The organism is Stenotrophomonas sp. (assembly GCF_050737075.1).
GTDB lineage: Bacteria > Pseudomonadota > Gammaproteobacteria > Xanthomonadales > Xanthomonadaceae > Stenotrophomonas.
This window is the reverse complement of sequence record NZ_JBOHXV010000088.1, coordinates 1-17,716: the sequence shown is the minus strand read 5'-3', so window position 1 is coordinate 17,716 and position 17,716 is coordinate 1. Positions and strand designations below refer to the sequence as shown.

The 17,716-nt window shown below is 67.9% G+C and carries 17 protein-coding genes; 14 read left to right on the top strand and 3 right to left on the bottom strand.

What is annotated here, in order from left to right; all coding sequences use genetic code 11:
* Nucleotides 1-56 precede the first annotated feature (56 nt).
* A complete protein-coding gene (locus tag ACREPD_RS17765) occupies nucleotides 57-1,157 on the top strand; it encodes a helix-turn-helix domain-containing protein (protein WP_431600549.1) in 1,101 nt (366 codons plus the stop codon).
* Nucleotides 1,158-1,190: 33 nt separating this feature from the next.
* Here the strand turns inward: ACREPD_RS17765 and ACREPD_RS17760 are convergent, their stop codons facing one another.
* Nucleotides 1,191-1,673, bottom strand: coding sequence for a YajQ family cyclic di-GMP-binding protein (locus tag ACREPD_RS17760; protein WP_431600548.1), 483 nt, complete (start codon nucleotides 1,671-1,673; stop codon nucleotides 1,191-1,193).
* A gap of 79 nt (nucleotides 1,674-1,752) precedes the next feature.
* Here ACREPD_RS17760 and ACREPD_RS17755 point away from each other — a divergent pair, with 79 nt between their 5' ends.
* From ACREPD_RS17755 to ACREPD_RS17745, 3 genes are all read left to right on the top strand, one after another.
* Nucleotides 1,753-2,649, top strand: a complete 897-nt coding sequence (locus ACREPD_RS17755) for a DMT family transporter (protein WP_431600547.1) — start codon at nucleotides 1,753-1,755, stop codon at nucleotides 2,647-2,649.
* A gap of 132 nt (nucleotides 2,650-2,781) precedes the next feature.
* Nucleotides 2,782-3,789 carry a methionine ABC transporter ATP-binding protein gene (locus tag ACREPD_RS17750; protein ID WP_431600550.1) on the top strand — a complete coding sequence of 336 codons (1,008 nt, stop codon included), beginning with the start codon at nucleotides 2,782-2,784 and terminating at the stop codon, nucleotides 3,787-3,789.
* Nucleotides 3,786-4,475: a methionine ABC transporter permease gene (locus ACREPD_RS17745; RefSeq protein ID WP_431600546.1), complete on the top strand. Its 690-nt coding sequence runs from the start codon at nucleotides 3,786-3,788 to the stop codon at nucleotides 4,473-4,475. Before ACREPD_RS17750 ends, ACREPD_RS17745 begins: the two co-directional genes overlap by 4 nt.
* Before the next feature lie 345 nt (nucleotides 4,476-4,820).
* Here ACREPD_RS17745 and ACREPD_RS17740 read toward each other — a convergent pair whose 3' ends face one another.
* Complete coding sequence (locus ACREPD_RS17740) at nucleotides 4,821-5,432, bottom strand: lipocalin family protein (protein WP_431600545.1); 612 nt, start codon at nucleotides 5,430-5,432, stop codon at nucleotides 4,821-4,823.
* A gap of 139 nt (nucleotides 5,433-5,571) precedes the next feature.
* Here ACREPD_RS17740 and ACREPD_RS17735 point away from each other — a divergent pair, with 139 nt between their 5' ends.
* The gene (locus tag ACREPD_RS17735) at nucleotides 5,572-5,925 is read left to right on the top strand and encodes a hypothetical protein (protein ID WP_431600544.1); all 354 of its coding nucleotides are present in this window, start codon (nucleotides 5,572-5,574) and stop codon (nucleotides 5,923-5,925) included.
* 34 nt (nucleotides 5,926-5,959) lie between these two features.
* On the top strand, nucleotides 5,960-8,053 hold the full coding sequence (locus ACREPD_RS17730; protein WP_431600543.1) for a prolyl oligopeptidase family serine peptidase: 2,094 nt from the start codon (nucleotides 5,960-5,962) through the stop codon (nucleotides 8,051-8,053).
* 150 nt (nucleotides 8,054-8,203) lie between these two features.
* On the opposite strand, the gene ACREPD_RS17725 is transcribed toward ACREPD_RS17730, so the two are convergent.
* Complete coding sequence (locus ACREPD_RS17725) at nucleotides 8,204-9,430, bottom strand: pyridoxal phosphate-dependent aminotransferase (RefSeq protein WP_431600542.1); 1,227 nt, start codon at nucleotides 9,428-9,430, stop codon at nucleotides 8,204-8,206.
* A gap of 91 nt (nucleotides 9,431-9,521) precedes the next feature.
* Between ACREPD_RS17725 and ACREPD_RS17720 the strand changes: the two genes are divergently transcribed.
* The 8 genes from ACREPD_RS17720 (at nucleotide 9,522) to hslU (ending at nucleotide 17,074) form a co-directional block, all read left to right on the top strand.
* Nucleotides 9,522-11,639 (top strand): S9 family peptidase, encoded by a 2,118-nt coding sequence (locus ACREPD_RS17720; RefSeq protein ID WP_431600541.1) that lies wholly within the window; start codon nucleotides 9,522-9,524, stop codon nucleotides 11,637-11,639.
* 57 nt (nucleotides 11,640-11,696) lie between these two features.
* Complete coding sequence (locus ACREPD_RS17715; protein WP_431600540.1) at nucleotides 11,697-12,119, top strand: YbaN family protein; 423 nt, start codon at nucleotides 11,697-11,699, stop codon at nucleotides 12,117-12,119.
* 60 nt (nucleotides 12,120-12,179) lie between these two features.
* Entirely contained in the window at nucleotides 12,180-12,425 is a 246-nt protein-coding gene (gene lptM / locus ACREPD_RS17710; protein ID WP_431600539.1) for an LPS translocon maturation chaperone LptM, read from the top strand.
* Entirely contained in the window at nucleotides 12,418-13,269 is an 852-nt protein-coding gene (gene dapF / locus ACREPD_RS17705; RefSeq protein WP_431600538.1) for a diaminopimelate epimerase, read from the top strand. The genes lptM and dapF overlap by 8 nt, the downstream gene beginning before the upstream one ends.
* Nucleotides 13,266-13,943, top strand: coding sequence for a DUF484 family protein (locus ACREPD_RS17700; protein WP_431600537.1), 678 nt, complete (start codon nucleotides 13,266-13,268; stop codon nucleotides 13,941-13,943). Before dapF ends, ACREPD_RS17700 begins: the two co-directional genes overlap by 4 nt.
* Nucleotides 13,944-13,965: 22 nt before the next feature.
* Complete coding sequence (gene xerC / locus ACREPD_RS17695) at nucleotides 13,966-14,856, top strand: tyrosine recombinase XerC (RefSeq protein WP_431600536.1); 891 nt, start codon at nucleotides 13,966-13,968, stop codon at nucleotides 14,854-14,856.
* A 91-nt stretch (nucleotides 14,857-14,947) separates the two neighbouring features.
* Nucleotides 14,948-15,499, top strand: coding sequence for an ATP-dependent protease subunit HslV (gene hslV / locus ACREPD_RS17690; protein WP_017356659.1), 552 nt, complete (start codon nucleotides 14,948-14,950; stop codon nucleotides 15,497-15,499).
* A gap of 198 nt (nucleotides 15,500-15,697) precedes the next feature.
* Complete coding sequence (hslU, locus tag ACREPD_RS17685) at nucleotides 15,698-17,074, top strand: ATP-dependent protease ATPase subunit HslU (RefSeq protein WP_431600535.1); 1,377 nt, start codon at nucleotides 15,698-15,700, stop codon at nucleotides 17,072-17,074.
* Nucleotides 17,075-17,716: the final 642 nt, after the last annotated feature.

The window sequence follows — 17,716 nt, the reverse complement described above, 5'->3', positions numbered from 1 at the left end:
ACGCAGCGTCAGTCAGGTTGGCGGGTGTAGCCTGTCGGTCACTCTGGAGGTGACCGATGGGCGGGATGCAACGCGAACAGCAGCAGGCGCTGGCCGCCGCACGGCAGCGCTTCGCTGACGGCGGCGTATTGGCCGAGTCGTTGCTGGCGCCCTCGCTGCAACGCTCCTGGGAGCGCTCGCGGCAGGCCGGCGTGCTGCCGCGCCAGGAACCGCATTACGCCCCGCTGGGCCGCCATCCCGCACGGCTGGACGATCCGGCCGATCGCCGGCTGGCACGCTGCGTCCGCGACGATCTCGATCACCTGTGGGCCGCCTTCGGCGGGCGCCAGTGGACCCTGTTCTGCGTCAATGCCACCGGCATGATCGTGGCCCAGCGCGAGCATGGGCTGGCCGACGTGGCGGTGCTGCGGCCGATCCAGGTCGGGCGGCGCCTGCGCGAGGCCGACATCGGCACCACCGCGCCGGCCTGCAGCCTGGCCGACGATACGCCGGCGCTGGTGCGAGGCAACGAGCATTACCTGGACCGCTTCGCGTCGGTGTTCTGCCTGAGCGTTCCGCTGCATGGGCTGGACGGCCAGGTGCTGGGCGCGCTCGACATCACCGGAACCGGCGAGCGCGACGCCGAGCTGCTGCATGGCTACTTCCGCCAAGCCGCGCTGTCGACCGAAAACCGCCTGATGCTGGAGCACCGGCCCTGCCATCTGCTGGCCGTACAGCACGACGCGCGCTGGTTGCACACGCCGCTGCAGGGCCTGCTGGCGGTGGAGGAGGACGGTCGGGTGCGCGCGGCCAACCGGGTGGCGCGTCGCCTGTTCGGGCTGCCGAGACGCGGTCCGTTGCCGCTGTTGCCGCTGGATGCACTGTTCGCCGGCGCCAGCGTGCACCAGCGCCGGCGGCTGCTGCAGCCCGGTGCGCCGCATCGGGTACGGTTGGGCGAGGACAGCGCGGTGCACGTGCAGTACCTGCGCGGACCGCTGCCTGCGCGTGCGGGCAGCGCGATCCGCAAGGCGCCGCCCACGGGCGACGCCGGCTCGCTGCGCGGGCAGACCGCGCAGTCGGTGAAGCAGGCCCTTGCCGCCCATGACGGCAACGTCAGCGCCGCCGCGCGGCAGCTGGGTATTTCGCGAACGACGCTTTACAGGCACCTGGGCCGGTAACGCCGGGATCAGCCGGGCAGAGCCCGGCGCTACTCAATCGCGGAAATTGTCGAACTGCAGCGGAACCTCGAACGTTCCCTTTTTCAGCAGGGCCATCACGTCCTGCAGGTCGTCGCGCTTCTTGCCGGTCACGCGCAGCTTGTCGCCGTTGATCTGACTTTCGACCTTCAGCTTGGCGTCCTTGATCGCCGCGGCGATCTTCTTGGCCACCTTCTGCTCGATGCCCTGCTTCACGGTGATCTTTTGGCGGGCACCGGCGAGGTTGGTTTCGATATCGCCGAATTCCAGGCAGGCCGCGTCGATCTTCCGCGCGGTCAGGCGGGCGCGCAGGATGTCGGTCATCTGCTGCAGCTGGAAGTCGCTCGGTGCGGATTGGCTGATCACGCTGTCTTCGAGCACGAACTTGGCGTCCACGCCCTTGAAGTCGAAGCGGGTGGAGAGCTCGCGGTTGGCCTGGTCGACCGCATTGGTCAGTTCGTGGATGTCGACTTCGGAAACGACGTCAAAGGAGGGCATGGGGAAACTCCAGCAGGTGAAGACCCCCATTCTAACCAACCGCGCATGGACGGCCCGCCGTGGGCGGCGATAATGGGCCATGAACACGCAACGCTCCCCCACCCGTGCCGTCGCCTGGATGCTGATGGCCGTGGCCTGCTTCTCGCTGATGGACGCGGGCATGAAGCAGCTCTCGTCCAGCTACCCGACCCTGCAGGTCACCTTCCTGCGCGGCGCCGCCTCGCTGCCCTTCGTGCTGGTCTGGGTGCTGGCCACCGCCGGCCCGCGCTCACTGGTGCCGGTGCGCTGGGGCCTGCACCTGCTGCGCGGGCTGCTGGGCATGGCGATGATCGGCTGCTTCGTGTTCGCGCTGCGCAGCCTGCCGCTGTCCACCGCCTACACCATCTATTTCGTCGCCCCGCTGCTGATCGCCGCGCTGTCGGTACCGTTGCTGGGCGAGTACGTCGGCCCGCGCCGCTGGATCGCCATCGGCATCGGCCTGGTCGGCGTGCTGGTGGTGCTGCGCCCGGGCGTGGACGGTTTCATCTCCATCCCGGGCCTGATGGTCCTGCTCGCGGCCACCGCCTATGCCGTGGCCGCGATCACGGTCAGCATGCTGACCCGCACCGACACCCCGCAGTCGATGGTGGTGTGGTTCCTGGTGATCCTGGCGCTCGGCGCCGGCCTGCTGGCCATCCCGGACTGGCAGCCGCTGCAGCTGGGCCATGCGGGCCTGATTGCCGGCGTGGGCCTGGCCGGGGCGGGCGGGCAGGTCGCCCTGACCCGCGCATTCCAGCTGGGCGAGGCCTCGCTGATCGCGCCGCTGGAATACACCGGCCTGGTCTGGGTGATTGGCTGGGACCTGCTGTTCTGGGGCGTACTGCCCGACGGGGCCACCTGGCTGGGGGCGGCCATCATCGTGGCCTCCGGGCTGTACCTGCTGCACCGCGAACGGGTTCGGCACGTGCGCGCGCCGCAGCCGCTGGACCATCCCTGAGGCCCGCTGGGCGGCCGAAAACGTCACCTTATAATCAAACGGAATATGATTCGATTCTGCCGCGCGGGCCAGGGCCGTCCCGCGCTGGTAGGCTGCACGCCCCCTCCCGTCGATGCCCCGGTTGAACGCGAAGTGATCGAGTTCCAGCGCCTGCACAAATCCTATGCCGTCGGCGGCCGCGCGATCGCCGCGCTGCAGCCGTTGGACCTGACCATCGAGGCCGGCGAGGTATTCGGCATCATCGGGCATTCCGGCGCGGGCAAATCGACCCTGATCCGGCTGATCAACCGCCTGGAGGAGCCCAGCGGTGGGCGCCTGCTGATCGACGGCGAGGACGTGACCGCGCTGGACACCGACGGGCTGCGCGCGCTGCGCCGGCGCGTCGGCATGATCTTCCAGCACTTCAACCTGCTGTCGTCGCGCACCGTGGCGGCCAACGTCGCCTTCCCGCTGGAGCTGGCCGGCACGCCGCGTGCCGAGATCGACGCGCGGGTGGACGAGCTGTTGCACACCGTGGGCCTGGAGGCGCATGCCGGCAAGTACCCGGCGCAGCTGTCCGGCGGCCAGAAGCAGCGCGTCGGCATCGCCCGCGCGCTGGCCACGCGCCCGCAGATTCTGCTGTGCGACGAGGCCACCAGTGCGCTGGACCCGCAGACCACCGCGTCGGTGCTCAAGCTGCTGGGCCGGATCAACCGCGAGCTGGGCCTGACCATCGTGCTGATCACCCACGAAATGGACGTCATCCGCCGCGTCTGCGACCGCGTCGCCGTGCTCGACGCCGGCCACCTGGTCGAAACCGGTCCGGTCACCGAGGTGTTCCTGCATCCGAAACACCCGACCACGCGGCGCTTCGTCAACGAATCCGAGCAGGTGGACGAGGGCGAGCTGCACAAGGACTTCGAGGCCGTGGCCGGGCGGATCGTGCGCCTGACCTTCCTCGGCGCCGACACCTACGAGCCGGTGCTGGGCCGCATCGCCCGCGAAACCGGCGTGGACTACAACATCCTGTCCGGGCGCATCGACCGCATCAAGGACACCCCATACGGGCAGCTGACGGTATCGCTGGTCGGCGGCGACGTGCAGGCCGCACAGGCCGGGTTCGTTGCCGCGGGTGTTCACCTTGAGGAGCTGCGCCGATGATCCTGGCTACCGCCGGCGGGTTCTTCCGCCACCTCGACGCGGGCAAGTGGGCCGATATCGGTCAGGCCACTATCGACACGCTGTTGATGCTGGGCGGCTCGCTGCCGCTGACGCTGATCATCGGCCTGCCGCTGGGCGTGCTGCTGTTCCTGACCGGCTCACCGCAGCTGCGCCGCAAGCCGGTGCTGTACGGCGGGCTGGCGCTGCTGGTGAACCTGCTGCGCTCGGTGCCCTTCATCATCCTCATGATCGTGCTGATTCCGATCACGCTGTGGATGATGGGCACCTCGCTGGGCGTGCGCGGCGCGATCGTGCCACTGGTGATCGGCGCGGCACCGTTCTACGCCCGCCTGGTGGAAACCGCGCTGCGCGAAGTGGACCGTGGCGTGATCGAGGCCAGCCAGGCGATGGGCGCCACCACCTGGCAGCTGGTCACCCGCGTGCTGCTACCCGAAGCGCGGCCGGGCCTGATCGCCGGCGCCACCGTCACCGTGATCGCGCTGATCGGCTTCACCGCCATGGGCGGCGCGATCGGCTCGGGCGGCCTGGGCGATCTGGCCTTCCGCGACGGCTACCAGCGTTCGCACACCGACGTGGCCCTGGTCACCGTGGTGCTGCTGCTGGTGCTGGTGCAACTGCTGCAGATGCTGGGCGACTGGCTGGTGGGGCGGTACTCGCGGAAATGATCGGAGAGATGGGTGAGCGACGCACCCGACGTAGAGCCACGCCGCGCCGCATGACCGATGGGCGCCGTTTCGACGAACGCATCGCCATGCGCGCGGAGCCCGCCGCCGGTCTCTGGACGTGATTCTTGCGTGGCTGCGCTCCGTTCAGAGGTCATGAACGCCTGAAACACGGCTTCGGCAGGTCTAAACGCCGGTCGGATGATCACATGCGGTATTGAACCGGCTTCGGGCCCTTGTGCCGCGCTTTCGCGCGGTCGCCAGGCATGGCCAGGCGCTACGAATTGTTACGGGCCCAGCCGGTTCCAGATACATCAACGCGGTAGCGCCGGCCGTTGGCCGGCTCCATCACCTTACGTTCGGAACCTCATACCCCAGGCGGTCCACCTGCTCGGGGTGCTGCGGCACGCGCTTGAGCTTGTCGGTGTTGACCCCGTACTCGTCGCGCAGGCGGGTGGCCAGCTCCTTGTAGAGCTCCTTGTCCATGTCCGGCTTGCGCGCAAAGATCCACGCCATCTCGCGGCCCGGGTAGCCGAGCATCGCCCAGGAATAGTCCGGGGCCACTTCCAGCACGCGGGTATGGGTGGGCACCACCTTGTAGAACCAGGTGCGCCAGTCGTGGTTGCCACTCTTCTCGTCCACCGACGCGCGCACGGTCAGCTCCTGCTGCGGCTGCGAGAAGCCGTCGCGGAAGCGATAGGTGATGGACACCTTCTGGTCGCCGCGCAGCGAATACTCGTTGACGCTGGCCACGTGGCCGCGTTCCACCGGGTTCGGCACGCGTCCGATCACGTACCAGGTGCCCATGAACCGCTGCAGGTCGATCGGCGCGTTGACCGTGGTGCTGGCCACCGGCTCAGGTGCCGGCTTGCTGTTGCCGAAGGAACAGGCGGACAGCAGCGACAGCGCCGACAGCGCCGACAGCAGCAGGACAACGCGAAGCGGGCGGTTCGAAGACATGCGGCGGAGAACTCCAGTGGCTTGCAGGGGCATGGTGGGTGGGACGAAGAAGAACGTCAATGGCGGACGACGTCGAGGTCGCAGCCTGTGAGATGGGTGGGGGGCAAGGTGACGCATCACTTTCGCACGGAGTTGTGTCATGTCCTTGTCGTCGTCGCGTCGTTCCCGGCCTTCACAGTCCGCATCCGCCCTCGCCGCGCCGGACCCGCAGGTGCTGCGTTGCGTCAGACAAATCGCGCTGGCCGGCCTGGCGCTGGTGCTGGTCTGGCCGGCCGCACGCGGCTCAAGCCAGTGGCTGGGCTGGTTGCCGATGTGGCTGGTGGCCATGCCGTGCCTGGCCTGGTGGAGTCTGTACCGGTTCCGGCTGCCCGCGCGGCTGCTGCGGCGCCAGGCCACGCGTCGGCGTGGACCGCAGGCGCGGCGCCGCGGGCGCACGCCGCAGCGTGTGGCCCGCCCTGACCTTCGACAGGGGAATGCCGGACAGGCCGTGTGATAGCGTCAACGGGATATGACCGCCTGGAGCCGCAATGTCCCGACTCGCCTCCGCCTGCCTGATGGCAGGCCTGATCTCCGCTGCCGCCGCAGGAACCGCAATGGCCGCTGAGACCCCTGCAGATCCGTACGCCTGGCTGGAAGATGTCACCGGCGAGAAGTCGCTGGACTGGGTCAAGCAGCAGAACGCCAAGTCCGAAGGCCGCCTGGCCCAGACCCCGGCCTTCAAGCAGATGGAAGCCAGCATCCTCGAGGTGCTCGATTCGGACGCCAAGATCCCGGGCGTGCAGAAGATTGGCGACTACTACTACAACTTCTGGAAGGACAAGCAGCACGAGCGCGGGCTGTGGCGCCGCACCACCCTGGACGAGTACCGCAAGCCCGCGCCGACGTGGGAAACGGTGCTCGACCTGGATGCACTGAACAAGGCCGAGGGCGAAAACTGGGTCTGGCACGGCGCCGACTGCCTGCGCCCGGACTACACGCGCTGCCTGATCGCGCTGTCGCGCGGCGGCGCCGACGCCGACGTCACCCGCGAATTCGACCTGGCCAGCAAGACCTGGATCAAGGACGGCTTCTTCCGCCCGGAATCCAAGGGCGGCCTGGGTTGGGTCGACCGTGACACCGTGTTCGTCTACACCGATTTCGGCAAGGACAGCATGACCACCTCCGGCTATCCGCGGGTGGCCAAGCTGTGGAAGCGCGGCACGCCGCTGTCGGCGGCCAGCGTGGTGTACGAGGGCAAGCCCGATGACATGTACATCGCGGCCATGCACGACGACACGCCGGGCTACGAGCGCAACCTGGTCAGCCGCACGCTGGCCTTCTACAACAACGAACTGTACCTGCGCGCCGCCGACGGCACGCTGACCAAGATTGACGCGCCGAACTCGGCCGAGAAGGGCCTGCGCAAGCAGTGGCTGACCCTGGAGCTGCGCGAGCCGTGGACCGTGGGCGGCAAGACCTACGCCGCCGGCTCGCTGCTGGTGACGAAGCTGGATGACTTCATGGCCGGCAAACGCGAGTTCGAGGTGCTGTTCGCCCCGACCGACACCACCTCGCTGGCCGGCTCGTCGTGGACGAAGAATCACCTCGTCCTCAACGTGCTCGATGACGTCAAGAGCCGTCTGGAGGTGCTGACCCCGTCGGCCAGCGGCTGGAAGAAGAGCGATTTCACCGGCGCACCGTCGTTCGGCACCGTGGCCGTGGGTGCGGTGGATGCCGATGAAAGCGATGCGGTGTGGATGACCGTCACCGATTACCTGACCCCGACCACGCTGGCATTGGCCGAGATCGGCAAGCAGCCCGAAGTTCTCAAGACCATGCCGGCGTTCTTCAACGCCGAGGGCAAGGTGATCGAGCAGCACTTCGCCACCAGCAAGGACGGTACCCGCGTGCCGTACTTCGTGGTGCACGCCAAGGACATGAAGCTGGACGGCTCGAACCCGACCCTGCTGTACGGCTACGGCGGCTTCGAGATCTCGCTCACGCCGTCCTACTCCGGCGGCATGGGGCGCGCATGGCTGGAAAAAGGTGGCGTTTACGTCGTGGCCAACATCCGCGGCGGTGGCGAATATGGTCCCCGCTGGCACCAGGCGGCGCTGAAGCAGAACCGCCACAAGGCGTACGAGGACATGGCGGCGGTCGCGCGTGACCTGGTCAGCCGCAAGATCACCTCGCCCAAGCATCTGGGCGTGCAGGGCGGCAGCAACGGCGGCCTGCTCACCGGCAACATGCTCACCCAGTACCCCGAGCTGTTCGGGGCGGTGGTGGTACAGGTGCCGCTGCTGGACATGAAGCGCTACAGCCACCTGCTGGCCGGCGCATCGTGGATGGCCGAATACGGCAACCCCGACACGGCCGACTGGGAGTACATTCAGACCTTCTCGCCGTACCACCTGTTCGACCCGAAGAAGACGTATCCTCCGGTGCTGTTCACCACCTCGACCCGCGATGACCGCGTCCACCCGGGCCATGCGCGCAAGATGGCGGCGAAGATGATCGCTGCCGGCAAGGACGTGACCTACTACGAGAACATCGAGGGCGGTCACGGCGGTGCGGCGAACAATGCGCAGGCCGCGCACATGTCCGCGCTGGCGTACAGCTTCCTGTGGGAACGGTTGAAGTAATCGGTTGCCGGTCGGGTTGCCGACTAACAGTCGGCACTACCCCGTCGATGCTTGCCCGCCGTGGCGCGGACAAACTTCTCCTCCGGGTGGTGGGGCGTCAGGTTGGCTCCACCCCATTTTGAGCGCCGCGCATCATGCGCGGCGTTTTTTTTACCGGGCGGTAGGCGCTGACCGTTGGTCGGTGCGCTTCCACGTGTCCAATCCGCGTGCGATGCGTGCCACCGCCTCTTCCAGGCGCGGAATCTCCTGCGTGTACGCCAACCGCACGTGCTGGTTCGCCCGGTAATGGCCGAAATCCAAGCCCGGGGTAAAGGCTACATGCTCGGTTTCCAGGAAGTGCGTGCAGAAGGCCTGCGCGTCGTCGGTGAAATCGCTCACGTCGCAGTAAAGATAAAACGCACCCTCGGGCTCCACTTCGATGCGGAAGCCCAGCGCCCGCAGGGCCGGCAGCAGGTAATCGCGGCGTGCCTGGAAGGCGTGGCGGCGCTGCTCGAACAGGGCGATGGTGTCCGGCTCGAAGCAGGCCAGTGCGGCGTGCTGGGCGATGCTGGAGGCGCTGATGTACAGGTTCTGCGCCAGCTTCTCCAGCTCGGGCACCGCCTGCGGCGGCGCCACCAGCCAGCCCAGGCGCCAGCCGGTCATGCCGTAGTACTTGGAGAAGCTGTTGAGGACGAAGGCCTCGTCGTCCACCTGCAGCACGCTGGCCGCGTCCATGCCGTAGGTGAGGCCGTGGTAGATCTCGTCCACCACCAGGTGGCCCCCGCGCGCCTTCAATGACGCCGACAACGCGCCCAGCTGCTCGGCCGACAGCACCGTGCCGGTGGGATTGGCCGGCGACGCCACCAGCGCGCCGACGCTGGCGGCATTCCAGTGCGTTTCCACCAGCGACGGGGTCAGCTGGTAGGCGGTCTGCGGGCCCACCGGGACCAGCTGCGCCGCGCCTTCGACCAGGCGCAGGAAGTGGCGGTTGCACGGGTAGCCGGGATCGGCCAGCAGCCAATGGCGGTCCGGATCGACCAGCAGGCTGCTGGCCAGCAGCAGCGCGCCGGAGCCGCCCGGGGTGACCAGAATCCGCTCCGGGTCCAGGTCCACGTTGTAGCGGGTGCCGTAGAAACTGGCGATGGCCGCGCGCAGGGCGGGCAGCCCGCGCGCCGCGGTGTAGCGGGTATGCCCGGCGGCCAGCGCGGCCTGGCCGGCCTGCACGATGGGCGCGGCGGTGGTGAAATCGGGCTCGCCGATCTCCAGATGGATCACGTCATGGCCGGCCTGTTCCAGCGCCTGTGCGCGCGCCAGCAGGGACATCACGTGGAACGGTTCGATTTCCTGGCTGCGGCGGCTGTAACTGGCCGTGGGGGTGCGGGTGCTCATGCGGCCCATGATAGGCGAGCACCTGCGCGCTTGCCGCCGGTGCCGCTCCGCCGCCAGACTGGCGGCCACCATTGCATTCACCGGCAAGGAGCCCTATCTCGTGAAATCCCCTCTCCCCTTTCTGGTTGCCACCCTGATGACCGCTTCCGTGCATGCCGCCCCCGCGCTGACCCCACCCGACGCCGAGAAGCATCCGCACGCGGTCACCACCCCGTTCGGCGCCACCCGCAATGACGATTACTACTGGCTGCGTGACGACAAGCGCGAAGCGCCGGCCATGCTGTCGTATCTGAATGCGGAGAACGCCTACACCGACCAGGTGGTCGCGCCGCTCAAGCCGCTGCAGGACAGCCTGTACAAGGAAATCGTCGGCCGCATCAAGCAGGACGACGCCAGCGTGCCGGCGCGCGAACGCGGCTACTGGTATTACAGCCGCTACGAGACCGGCAAGGATTACCCGATCCAGGCACGCCGCAAGGGCAGCATGGAGGCGCCGGAAGAGATTCTGCTCGACCTCAACAAGATGGCCGAAGGCAAGGGCTATTTCGACGTGGGCGATGCCGACGTCAGCCAGGACAACCACCTGCTGGCCTGGGCCGAGGACGAAGTGGGCCGCCGCCAGTACGTTATCCGCTTCAAGGACCTGCGCACCGGTGAGGTGCTGCCCGACCGCATCGAGAACGTATCGGCCAACGTGGTCTGGGCCGACGACAACCGCACGCTGTTCTACGTTGAAAACGATCCGGAAACGCTGCTCACCGTGCGGGTGAAGAAGCACGTGCTGGGCACGCCGGTCAGCAGCGACGTGCTGGTGTACGAAGAAAAGGACGACAGCTTCTACATGGGCGTCGGCCGCACCCGCGACGACCGCTTCATCACCATTGACCTGCACAGCACGGTGAGCTCGGAAAGCCGCTATGCGCCGGCCGCCGACCCGCAGGCGTTCACCGTGCTCGCGCCGCGCGCGCGCGACGTCGAATATGACGCCGACCATTTCGGCGGGCGCTGGGTGATCCGCACCAACGATGCGGGCGCGAAGAACTTCAAGATCGTCACCGCGCCGACCGACGCCACCGCGCGCAGCCAGTGGACCGACTGGGTCGCGCACGACGACACCGTGCTGGTGGAAGGCTTCGAACTGTTCGACGGCTTCACCGCCATCGCCGAGCGTTCCAACGCGCTGGAGCGGGTGCGCCTGCTGTTCGCCGACGGGCGCCAGGACTACGTCAAGGCCGACGAGCCGGCCTATTCGATGGGCCTGGCCGCCAATCCCGAAGCCGACACGCCGTGGCTGCGCTACGCCTACACCTCGCTGACCACGCCCACCACCACCTACGAGCTCAATACCGTTACCGGCGAACGCCGCCAGCTCAAGCAGCAGCCGGTGATCGGCTACGACCCGTCTCAGTACACCACCGAGCGGGTCTGGGTGACCGCGCGTGACGGCGCCAAGGTGCCGGTCTCGCTGGTGTACCGCAACGGGTTCAAGAAGGACGGCACGGGTGCGCTGTACCAGTACGCCTACGGCAGCTACGGCATGTCGATGGACCCGGGCTTCAACCAGACCGTGGTCAGCCTGCTCGATCGCGGCGTGGTCTATGCCATCGCGCATATCCGCGGCGGCGAGGAGATGGGGCGCGCCTGGTACGACGACGGCAAGCTGCTGAAGAAGCAGAACACCTTCAACGACTTCGTCGACGTCACCCGCGAGCTGGTGCGGCAGGGCTACGCGGCCAAGGATCGTGTGGCCGCATCCGGCGGCAGCGCCGGCGGCCTGCTGATGGGCGCGGTGGCCAACCAGGCCCCGCAGGATTACCGCGTGATGGTGGCGCAGGTGCCGTTCGTCGACGTGGTCACCACCATGCTCGACGCCAGCATTCCGCTGACCACCAACGAGTACGACGAGTGGGGTAACCCCGAGCAGCGCGAGTACTACGACTACATGCTGACCTATTCGCCGTACGACAACGTCAGCCGCCAGGCCTACCCGGCGCTGTTCGTCGGTACCGGCCTGTGGGACTCCCAGGTGCAGTACTGGGAGCCCGCGAAGTGGGTGGCGAAGCTGCGCGACGACAACACCGGCACCCATCCGATCGTGTTCCGCACGAACATGGAGGCCGGCCACGGCGGCAAGTCCGGTCGTTTCCAGCGTTACCTCGAACTGGCCGAGTCCTATGCGTTCGTGCTGGACCAGCTGGGCGTCGCCAAGGCGCCGTAACACAGCGTGCAGGCGCCGGCCATCGCGGTCGGCGCCCGCCCTCGCTATCCTGACCGCATGACCCTGCCCGAATCCCACGACGTCCCTGCTGCCCCGGTCGCGCGGCCGACGGTGCGTTTCCGCTGGGCGTGGTGGCTGCTGGCCTATGTGAGCCTGGGCACCGGCATCGTCGGCATCTTCGTGCCGGGCCTGCCCACCACGGTGTTCATCCTGATCGCGGCCTGGGCCGCCTCGCGCGGCTCGGAGCGGTTGCACAACCGGCTGCTGCAGCACCCGCAGTTCGGCCCGGTCATCCGCAACTGGCAGGCGCACGGCGCGGTCAGCCGCAAGGGCAAGTGGATGGCCACCCTGACCATGGCGGTATGCGCCGGCATCATGCTGTGGTGCGTGCCCGTGGCGTGGGTGAAATGGCTGTCGATCGGCTGCATGGCGGCCGTGGCGGTGTGGCTGTGGACAAGGCCGCTGCCCCCCGATGCCTGACGCGTGCCCGTTCATTGAACGGGCACACCCGTCGTCCTGCCCCGCCGCTATACTCGCCTCATGAGCATCCCCCATCGCAATCGCATCCTGATTCCGTTGGCAGCGCTGGCGCTGCTGTTCCTTTCGGCCTGTGGCAACAAGGGGCCGCTGGTCATGCCGCAGAAGCCGGTTCCGGTGGAAGAGCAGGTGGTCGAGCCGGCCGCCGATGCCGAGGCCGTGCCCGCCGACACCGATGCCACCGACGATCCGCCGGTGACGCCGGACCCGGTCGACCCCCAGCTCAAGTCCGATGACGGGAATGAGTAAGGCCGCGTCCACCGCGCTGCGTTTCAGCAAGATGCACGGCGCCGGCAATGATTTCGTGGTGCTGGACCTGCGTGATGGCACCCCCGAACCCACCCCGGCGCTGGCCGCGCAGCTGGCCAATCGCCACACCGGCGTGGGTTGCGACCAGATCCTGACCATCGAGCCGCCGCGTGCGGAGGGCTCCGTGGCCGCCTACCGCATCTGGAATGCCGACGGTTCGCAGTCCGAGCAGTGCGGCAACGGCGCGCGCTGTGTCGCGGCCTGGCTGGTGCGCGATGGCGCTGCGACGGGCGACACCTTCGCCATCGACAGCCCGCTGGCCACCCATACCATCGAACGCATCGGCGACGATCAGTACGCCGTGGCGATGGGCGTGCCGCGCTTCGAACCGCAGCAGATCCCGCTGCTGGGCTTCGCCCGCGCACGCGAGGAATACCTGCTGCCGCTGCAGGGCGATACGGTGCGCTTCGGCGCGGTATCCATGGGCAATCCGCACGCCGTGATCGAAGTCGGCCTGGTCGACGCGGCACCGGTCGAGCGGCTGGGCCCGCTGCTGCAGCAGCACGCCACCTTCCCGCAGTCGGTCAACGTGGGCTTCGTGCAGGTCCTCGACCCGAGCCATGCGCGCCTGCGCGTGTACGAGCGCGGCGTCGGCGAGACCCTGGCCTGTGGCAGCGGTGCCTGCGCGGCGGCGGTGGTGATGATGCAGCGCGGGCGCCTGGAGCGCGACGCCACGCTGTCGCTGCCGGGCGGCGACCTGCGCCTGCGCTGGCCGGCCGACGACGCCCAGGTGGTGATGTCCGGCCCGGCCGCATTCGTCTTCGAAGGGGAGTGGAACGCATGAGCGACACCGTCGAGAAGATCGGGGCGCATGAAATCGCCACGTGGCTGCGCCGGCACCCGGCGTTCCTGAAGCAGTTCCCGGACCTGGCGCTGACCCTGGTGGTCCCGCGCGACGATGGTCCGGCCGCATCGCTGGCCAGCTACCAGCTGGAAGTGCTGCGCGACAAGAACCGCGAACTGTCACGGCGGCTGGCCGACCTGGCCGCCAACGCGCAGGTCAACGAACGGCTGGCGGTGCGCACCCACCAGCTGACCCTGGCGCTGATGAAGCAGGGCACGGCCGCCGACACCCTGCGCGCCATGGCCGCCTCGCTGGAAGAGGACTTCGCCGGCGACCTGGTGCGCCTGGTCATGTTGCAGCCGGTGTCGGGCCTCGAGGCCGCGCCGTGGTTGCAGGTGATCCCGGCAGACAGCCCGAAACTCGCCTCCTTCCGCGATTGCCTCAAGGACGGTGAGCCGATCTGCGGCCGCCTGCAGCCGGAAAAGAGCGCCGTGCTGTACGCCGAGCGCGTGGACGAGGTGCAGTCCAGCGCCTTGCTGCCGCTGCCGGGCGTCGGCCTGATCGCGGTGGGCAGCCTGGACGGCAATCGTTTCTATCCCGGCATGGGCACGCTGTTCCTGCGCATGATGGGCGAGGCATTGGCCGTGGCGCTCAAGCGCTTCGACCCGGCCTGAGACTGCGCCGGGCCGCCACGGCATGAACGCCGCCCAGGAATTCCTCGGCTACCTGCAGGTGGAGCGCCGCGCCTCGGCGCACACGCTGGATGCCTACCGGCGGGACCTGGACGCGCTGGGCGGCTGGGCCGCGCAGCAGGGTACCGACGCCGACCGCGTGGATGGCGAGCAGCTGCGGCAGTTCATCGCCGCCGAGCATCGCCGCGGGCTGGCGCCGAAATCGCTGCAGCGCCGGCTGTCGGCCTGCCGAAGTTTCTATGCCTGGCTGCTCAAGCACCACCGCATCGCGGTGAGTCCCGCCGCCGGCCTGAAGGCGCCCAAGGCGCCGCGCAAGCTGCCGCAGGTACTGGACGCGGACGAGGCGGTGCGCCTGGTCGAACTGCCGACCGACGCCCCGCTGGGCCTGCGCGACCGTGCGCTGCTGGAACTGTTCTATTCCTCCGGCCTGCGCCTGAGCGAGCTGTGCGCGCTGATCTGGCGCGACCTGGACTTCGCTACCGGGCTGGTGAACGTGCTGGGCAAGGGCAACCGCCAGCGCCGCGTACCGTTCGGCTCGCATGCGCGCGAGGCCTTGCTGGGCTGGCGTGCCGAAAGCGGCGGCGGCGATGCGCAGCCGGTGTTCCCCGGGCGCAAGGGCGGGCCGATCACGCAGCGTGCGGTGCAGATCCGCATCCGCCAGCTGGCCCAGCGCCAGGGGCTGTTCAAGCACGTCCACCCGCACATGCTGCGGCACAGCTTTGCCAGTCACATCCTGGAATCGTCCGGCGACCTGCGCGGCGTTCAGGAGCTGCTCGGCCATGCCGATATCGCCACCACGCAGATCTATACCCACCTGGATTTCCAGCACCTGGCCAAGGTCTACGACGCAGCGCACCCGCGCGCCAAGCGGCGCAAGAGCGGCAACGAAAGCTGAATCGATCCGCTGCGGCACCCGGGCGCAGGGCAGGGTGGGTTGAAGCCCCCGGCAACGACCCCACCTCAGTCTCTGTCACCCCGGAGGCTCCATGGACCCCAGTCAGAATCCCAACGTATTTCACGCCACCACCATCATCTCGGTGCGCCGCAACGGGCATGTCGCGGTTGCCGGCGACGGCCAGGTCACGCTTGGCCACACGGTGATGAAGGGCAATGCGCGCAAGGTGCGCCGGCTGGGTCGTGAGGGCCAGGTGCTTGCCGGCTTCGCAGGCGCGGCCGCCGATGCCTTCACCCTGTTCGAACTGTTCGAGGCCAAGCTGGAAAAGCACGGGCAGCTGCAGCGTGCCGCGGTGGAGCTGGCCAAGGACTGGCGCACCGAGCGCCGCCTGGGCAAGCTCGAAGCGCTGCTGGCCGTGGCCGACAAGGACACCTCGCTGATCATCAGCGGTACCGGCGATGTGATCGAGCCGGAAGACGGCATCATCGCGATCGGCTCCGGCGGGTCGTATGCCTTGTCCGCGGCGCGTGCGCTGCTGGCGCACACCGAACTGGATGCACGCACCATCGCCACCGAGTCGATCAACATCGCCGGCGACATCTGCATCTACACCAATCGCAATGTGGTGGTGGAGGAGTTGTAACGCGCAGCGTTACAACTCGTAGAGCCACGCCATGCGTGGCTGCGGTACCGGGTCAGCCACGCATGGCAAAGAGCCACGCGTTGCGTGGCAGCGGTACGGGTCCAGCCACGCATGGCGTGGCTCTACGGCACCGTTACGTGTTTGCCCGTTACCCGGATAGCCCCACCATCCACCCCAATATTCCCTGTGAGCACACCCATGCCGCACAAGATCGAAGTCTCCTCCGCCACCATGACCCCGCGCGAGATCGTGCAGGAACTGGACCGGCACATCGTCGGCCAGCACGACGCCAAGCGCGCGGTGGCCATCGCGCTGCGCAACCGCTGGCGGCGCATGCAGCTGCCCGAAGAGCTGCGCAATGAAGTCATGCCCAAGAACATCCTGATGATCGGCCCGACCGGTGTCGGCAAGACCGAGATCGCGCGCCGCCTGGCCACGCTGGCCAACGCGCCGTTCGTGAAGGTCGAGGCGACCCGGTTCACCGAAGTCGGCTACGTGGGCAAGGATGTCGAACAGATCATCCGCGACCTGGCCGACACGGCGGTCAAGCTGTACCGCGAGCAGGCGAAGGTGCGCGTGCGCACCCAGGCCGAAGAGCGCGCCGAAGACCGCATCCTGGACGCGCTGCTGCCGCGCCGTGCCGGTGGTATCGGCTTCGATCCGGAGGCGGCCCGCAACGAGCCGTCGGCGCAGGACAACGAAACCCGCATCAAGTTCCGGCGCATGCTGCGCGCCGGTGAGCTGGACGAGCGCGAGATCGAGCTGGAAGTGACCGCCAATGTCGGCGTGGACATCATGACCCCGCCGGGCATGGAAGAAATGGGCCAGCAGTTGCGCCAGATGTTCTCCAGCCTGGGCGGCGGCAAGGCGCAGAAGCGCACGCTGACGATCAAGGCGGCGCGCCCGCTGCTGCTGGAGGAAGAGGCCGGCAAGCTGGTCAACGAAGACGATATCCGCACGGCGGCGATCGAGGCCTGCGAGCAGCACGGCATCGTGTTCATCGACGAGATCGACAAGGTGGCCAAGCGCGGCGAGGCGGGCTCGTCGGGTGGCGACGTGTCGCGCGAAGGCGTGCAGCGCGACCTGCTGCCGCTGGTGGAAGGCTCCAACGTGTCGACAAAGTACGGCACGATCAAGACCGACCACATTCTGTTCATTGCATCGGGCGCGTTCCACCTGGCCAAGCCGAGCGACCTGATTCCCGAGCTGCAGGGCCGCTTCCCGATCCGCGTGGAACTGGGCGCGCTGAGCAAGCAGGATTTCGTGCGCATCCTGACCGAACCGAAGGCGGCGCTCACCAAGCAGTACGAGGCGTTGCTGAAGACCGAAGGCGTGTCGATGAACTTCACGGACGACGCGGTGGACCGCCTGGCCGAGATCGCCTTCCAGGTGAACGAGCGCCAGGAAAACATCGGCGCACGCCGCCTGCATACGGTGCTGGAGCGCCTGCTCGATTCGCTGAGCTACGAAGCCCCGGACCGCGATGGCGAAACACTTGCCATCGATGCAGCCTACGTCGACAAGCACCTGGGTGAGCTGGTCAAGGACCCGGACCTGAGCCGCTACATCCTGTAACCGGACGGGCGTTCAAACACAAAACGGCGACACCTCGGTGTCGCCATTTTTGTTTGCGCACGGCGGTGCGTGGCTGCTTCATGCATGTGCCGCAGTAGAGCCGGGCTCTGCCCGGCTGCTTCATGCATTTGAGCGAACAGCGGGTGGCCAGCGGTTCCTCTGATTTGGCGGGACGGTGCCGGTTTGCGGGGGACGCCGTGAACCCATCCATGGGGGCTTGGTCGCGGCATCCATGCCGCTCACACCCCCGCAAACCGGCCCCGACCCGCCTTTGACAGTGTGTCGTTGCCATGGGAAAAGCGGTAGCGCCGGCCGTTGGCCGGCTCTGTGCCTCAACCGTTTCAATGCGCTACCGGGTGTTGATGTGTTCACGGCAATCGTCTTGCGACCGACTCTACCAACGGCGTGAGCCACACGCGCGCTGCGCGACGCGACGCATTTGATCTTCTATGGCCACCGCTTACTGTCAAAGGCGGGTCGGGGCCGGTTTGCGGGGGCATGAGCCGCATGGATGCGGCGACTGAGCTTACATGGACGTACTTGCAGCGTCCCCCGCAAACCGGCACCGTCCCGCCAAATCAGAGGAACCGCTGGCCACCCGCTGTTCGCTCAAATGCATGAAGCAGCCGGGCAGAGCCCGGC

Coding starts and splice junctions, on each gene's coding strand:
- ACREPD_RS17765 (WP_431600549.1), top strand. CDS start 57: ATGGGCGGGATGCAACGCGAACAGCAGCAGGCGCTGGCCGCCGCACGG.
- ACREPD_RS17760 (WP_431600548.1), bottom strand. CDS start 1,673: ATGCCCTCCTTTGACGTCGTTTCCGAAGTCGACATCCACGAACTGACC.
- ACREPD_RS17755 (WP_431600547.1), top strand. CDS start 1,753: ATGAACACGCAACGCTCCCCCACCCGTGCCGTCGCCTGGATGCTGATG.
- ACREPD_RS17745 (WP_431600546.1), top strand. CDS start 3,786: ATGATCCTGGCTACCGCCGGCGGGTTCTTCCGCCACCTCGACGCGGGC.
- ACREPD_RS17740 (WP_431600545.1), bottom strand. CDS start 5,432: ATGTCTTCGAACCGCCCGCTTCGCGTTGTCCTGCTGCTGTCGGCGCTG.
- ACREPD_RS17735 (WP_431600544.1), top strand. CDS start 5,572: ATGTCCTTGTCGTCGTCGCGTCGTTCCCGGCCTTCACAGTCCGCATCC.
- ACREPD_RS17730 (WP_431600543.1), top strand. CDS start 5,960: ATGTCCCGACTCGCCTCCGCCTGCCTGATGGCAGGCCTGATCTCCGCT.
- ACREPD_RS17725 (WP_431600542.1), bottom strand. CDS start 9,430: ATGGGCCGCATGAGCACCCGCACCCCCACGGCCAGTTACAGCCGCCGC.
- ACREPD_RS17715 (WP_431600540.1), top strand. CDS start 11,697: ATGACCCTGCCCGAATCCCACGACGTCCCTGCTGCCCCGGTCGCGCGG.
- lptM (WP_431600539.1), top strand. CDS start 12,180: ATGAGCATCCCCCATCGCAATCGCATCCTGATTCCGTTGGCAGCGCTG.
- dapF (WP_431600538.1), top strand. CDS start 12,418: ATGAGTAAGGCCGCGTCCACCGCGCTGCGTTTCAGCAAGATGCACGGC.
- ACREPD_RS17700 (WP_431600537.1), top strand. CDS start 13,266: ATGAGCGACACCGTCGAGAAGATCGGGGCGCATGAAATCGCCACGTGG.
- xerC (WP_431600536.1), top strand. CDS start 13,966: ATGAACGCCGCCCAGGAATTCCTCGGCTACCTGCAGGTGGAGCGCCGC.
- hslV (WP_017356659.1), top strand. CDS start 14,948: ATGGACCCCAGTCAGAATCCCAACGTATTTCACGCCACCACCATCATC.
- hslU (WP_431600535.1), top strand. CDS start 15,698: ATGCCGCACAAGATCGAAGTCTCCTCCGCCACCATGACCCCGCGCGAG.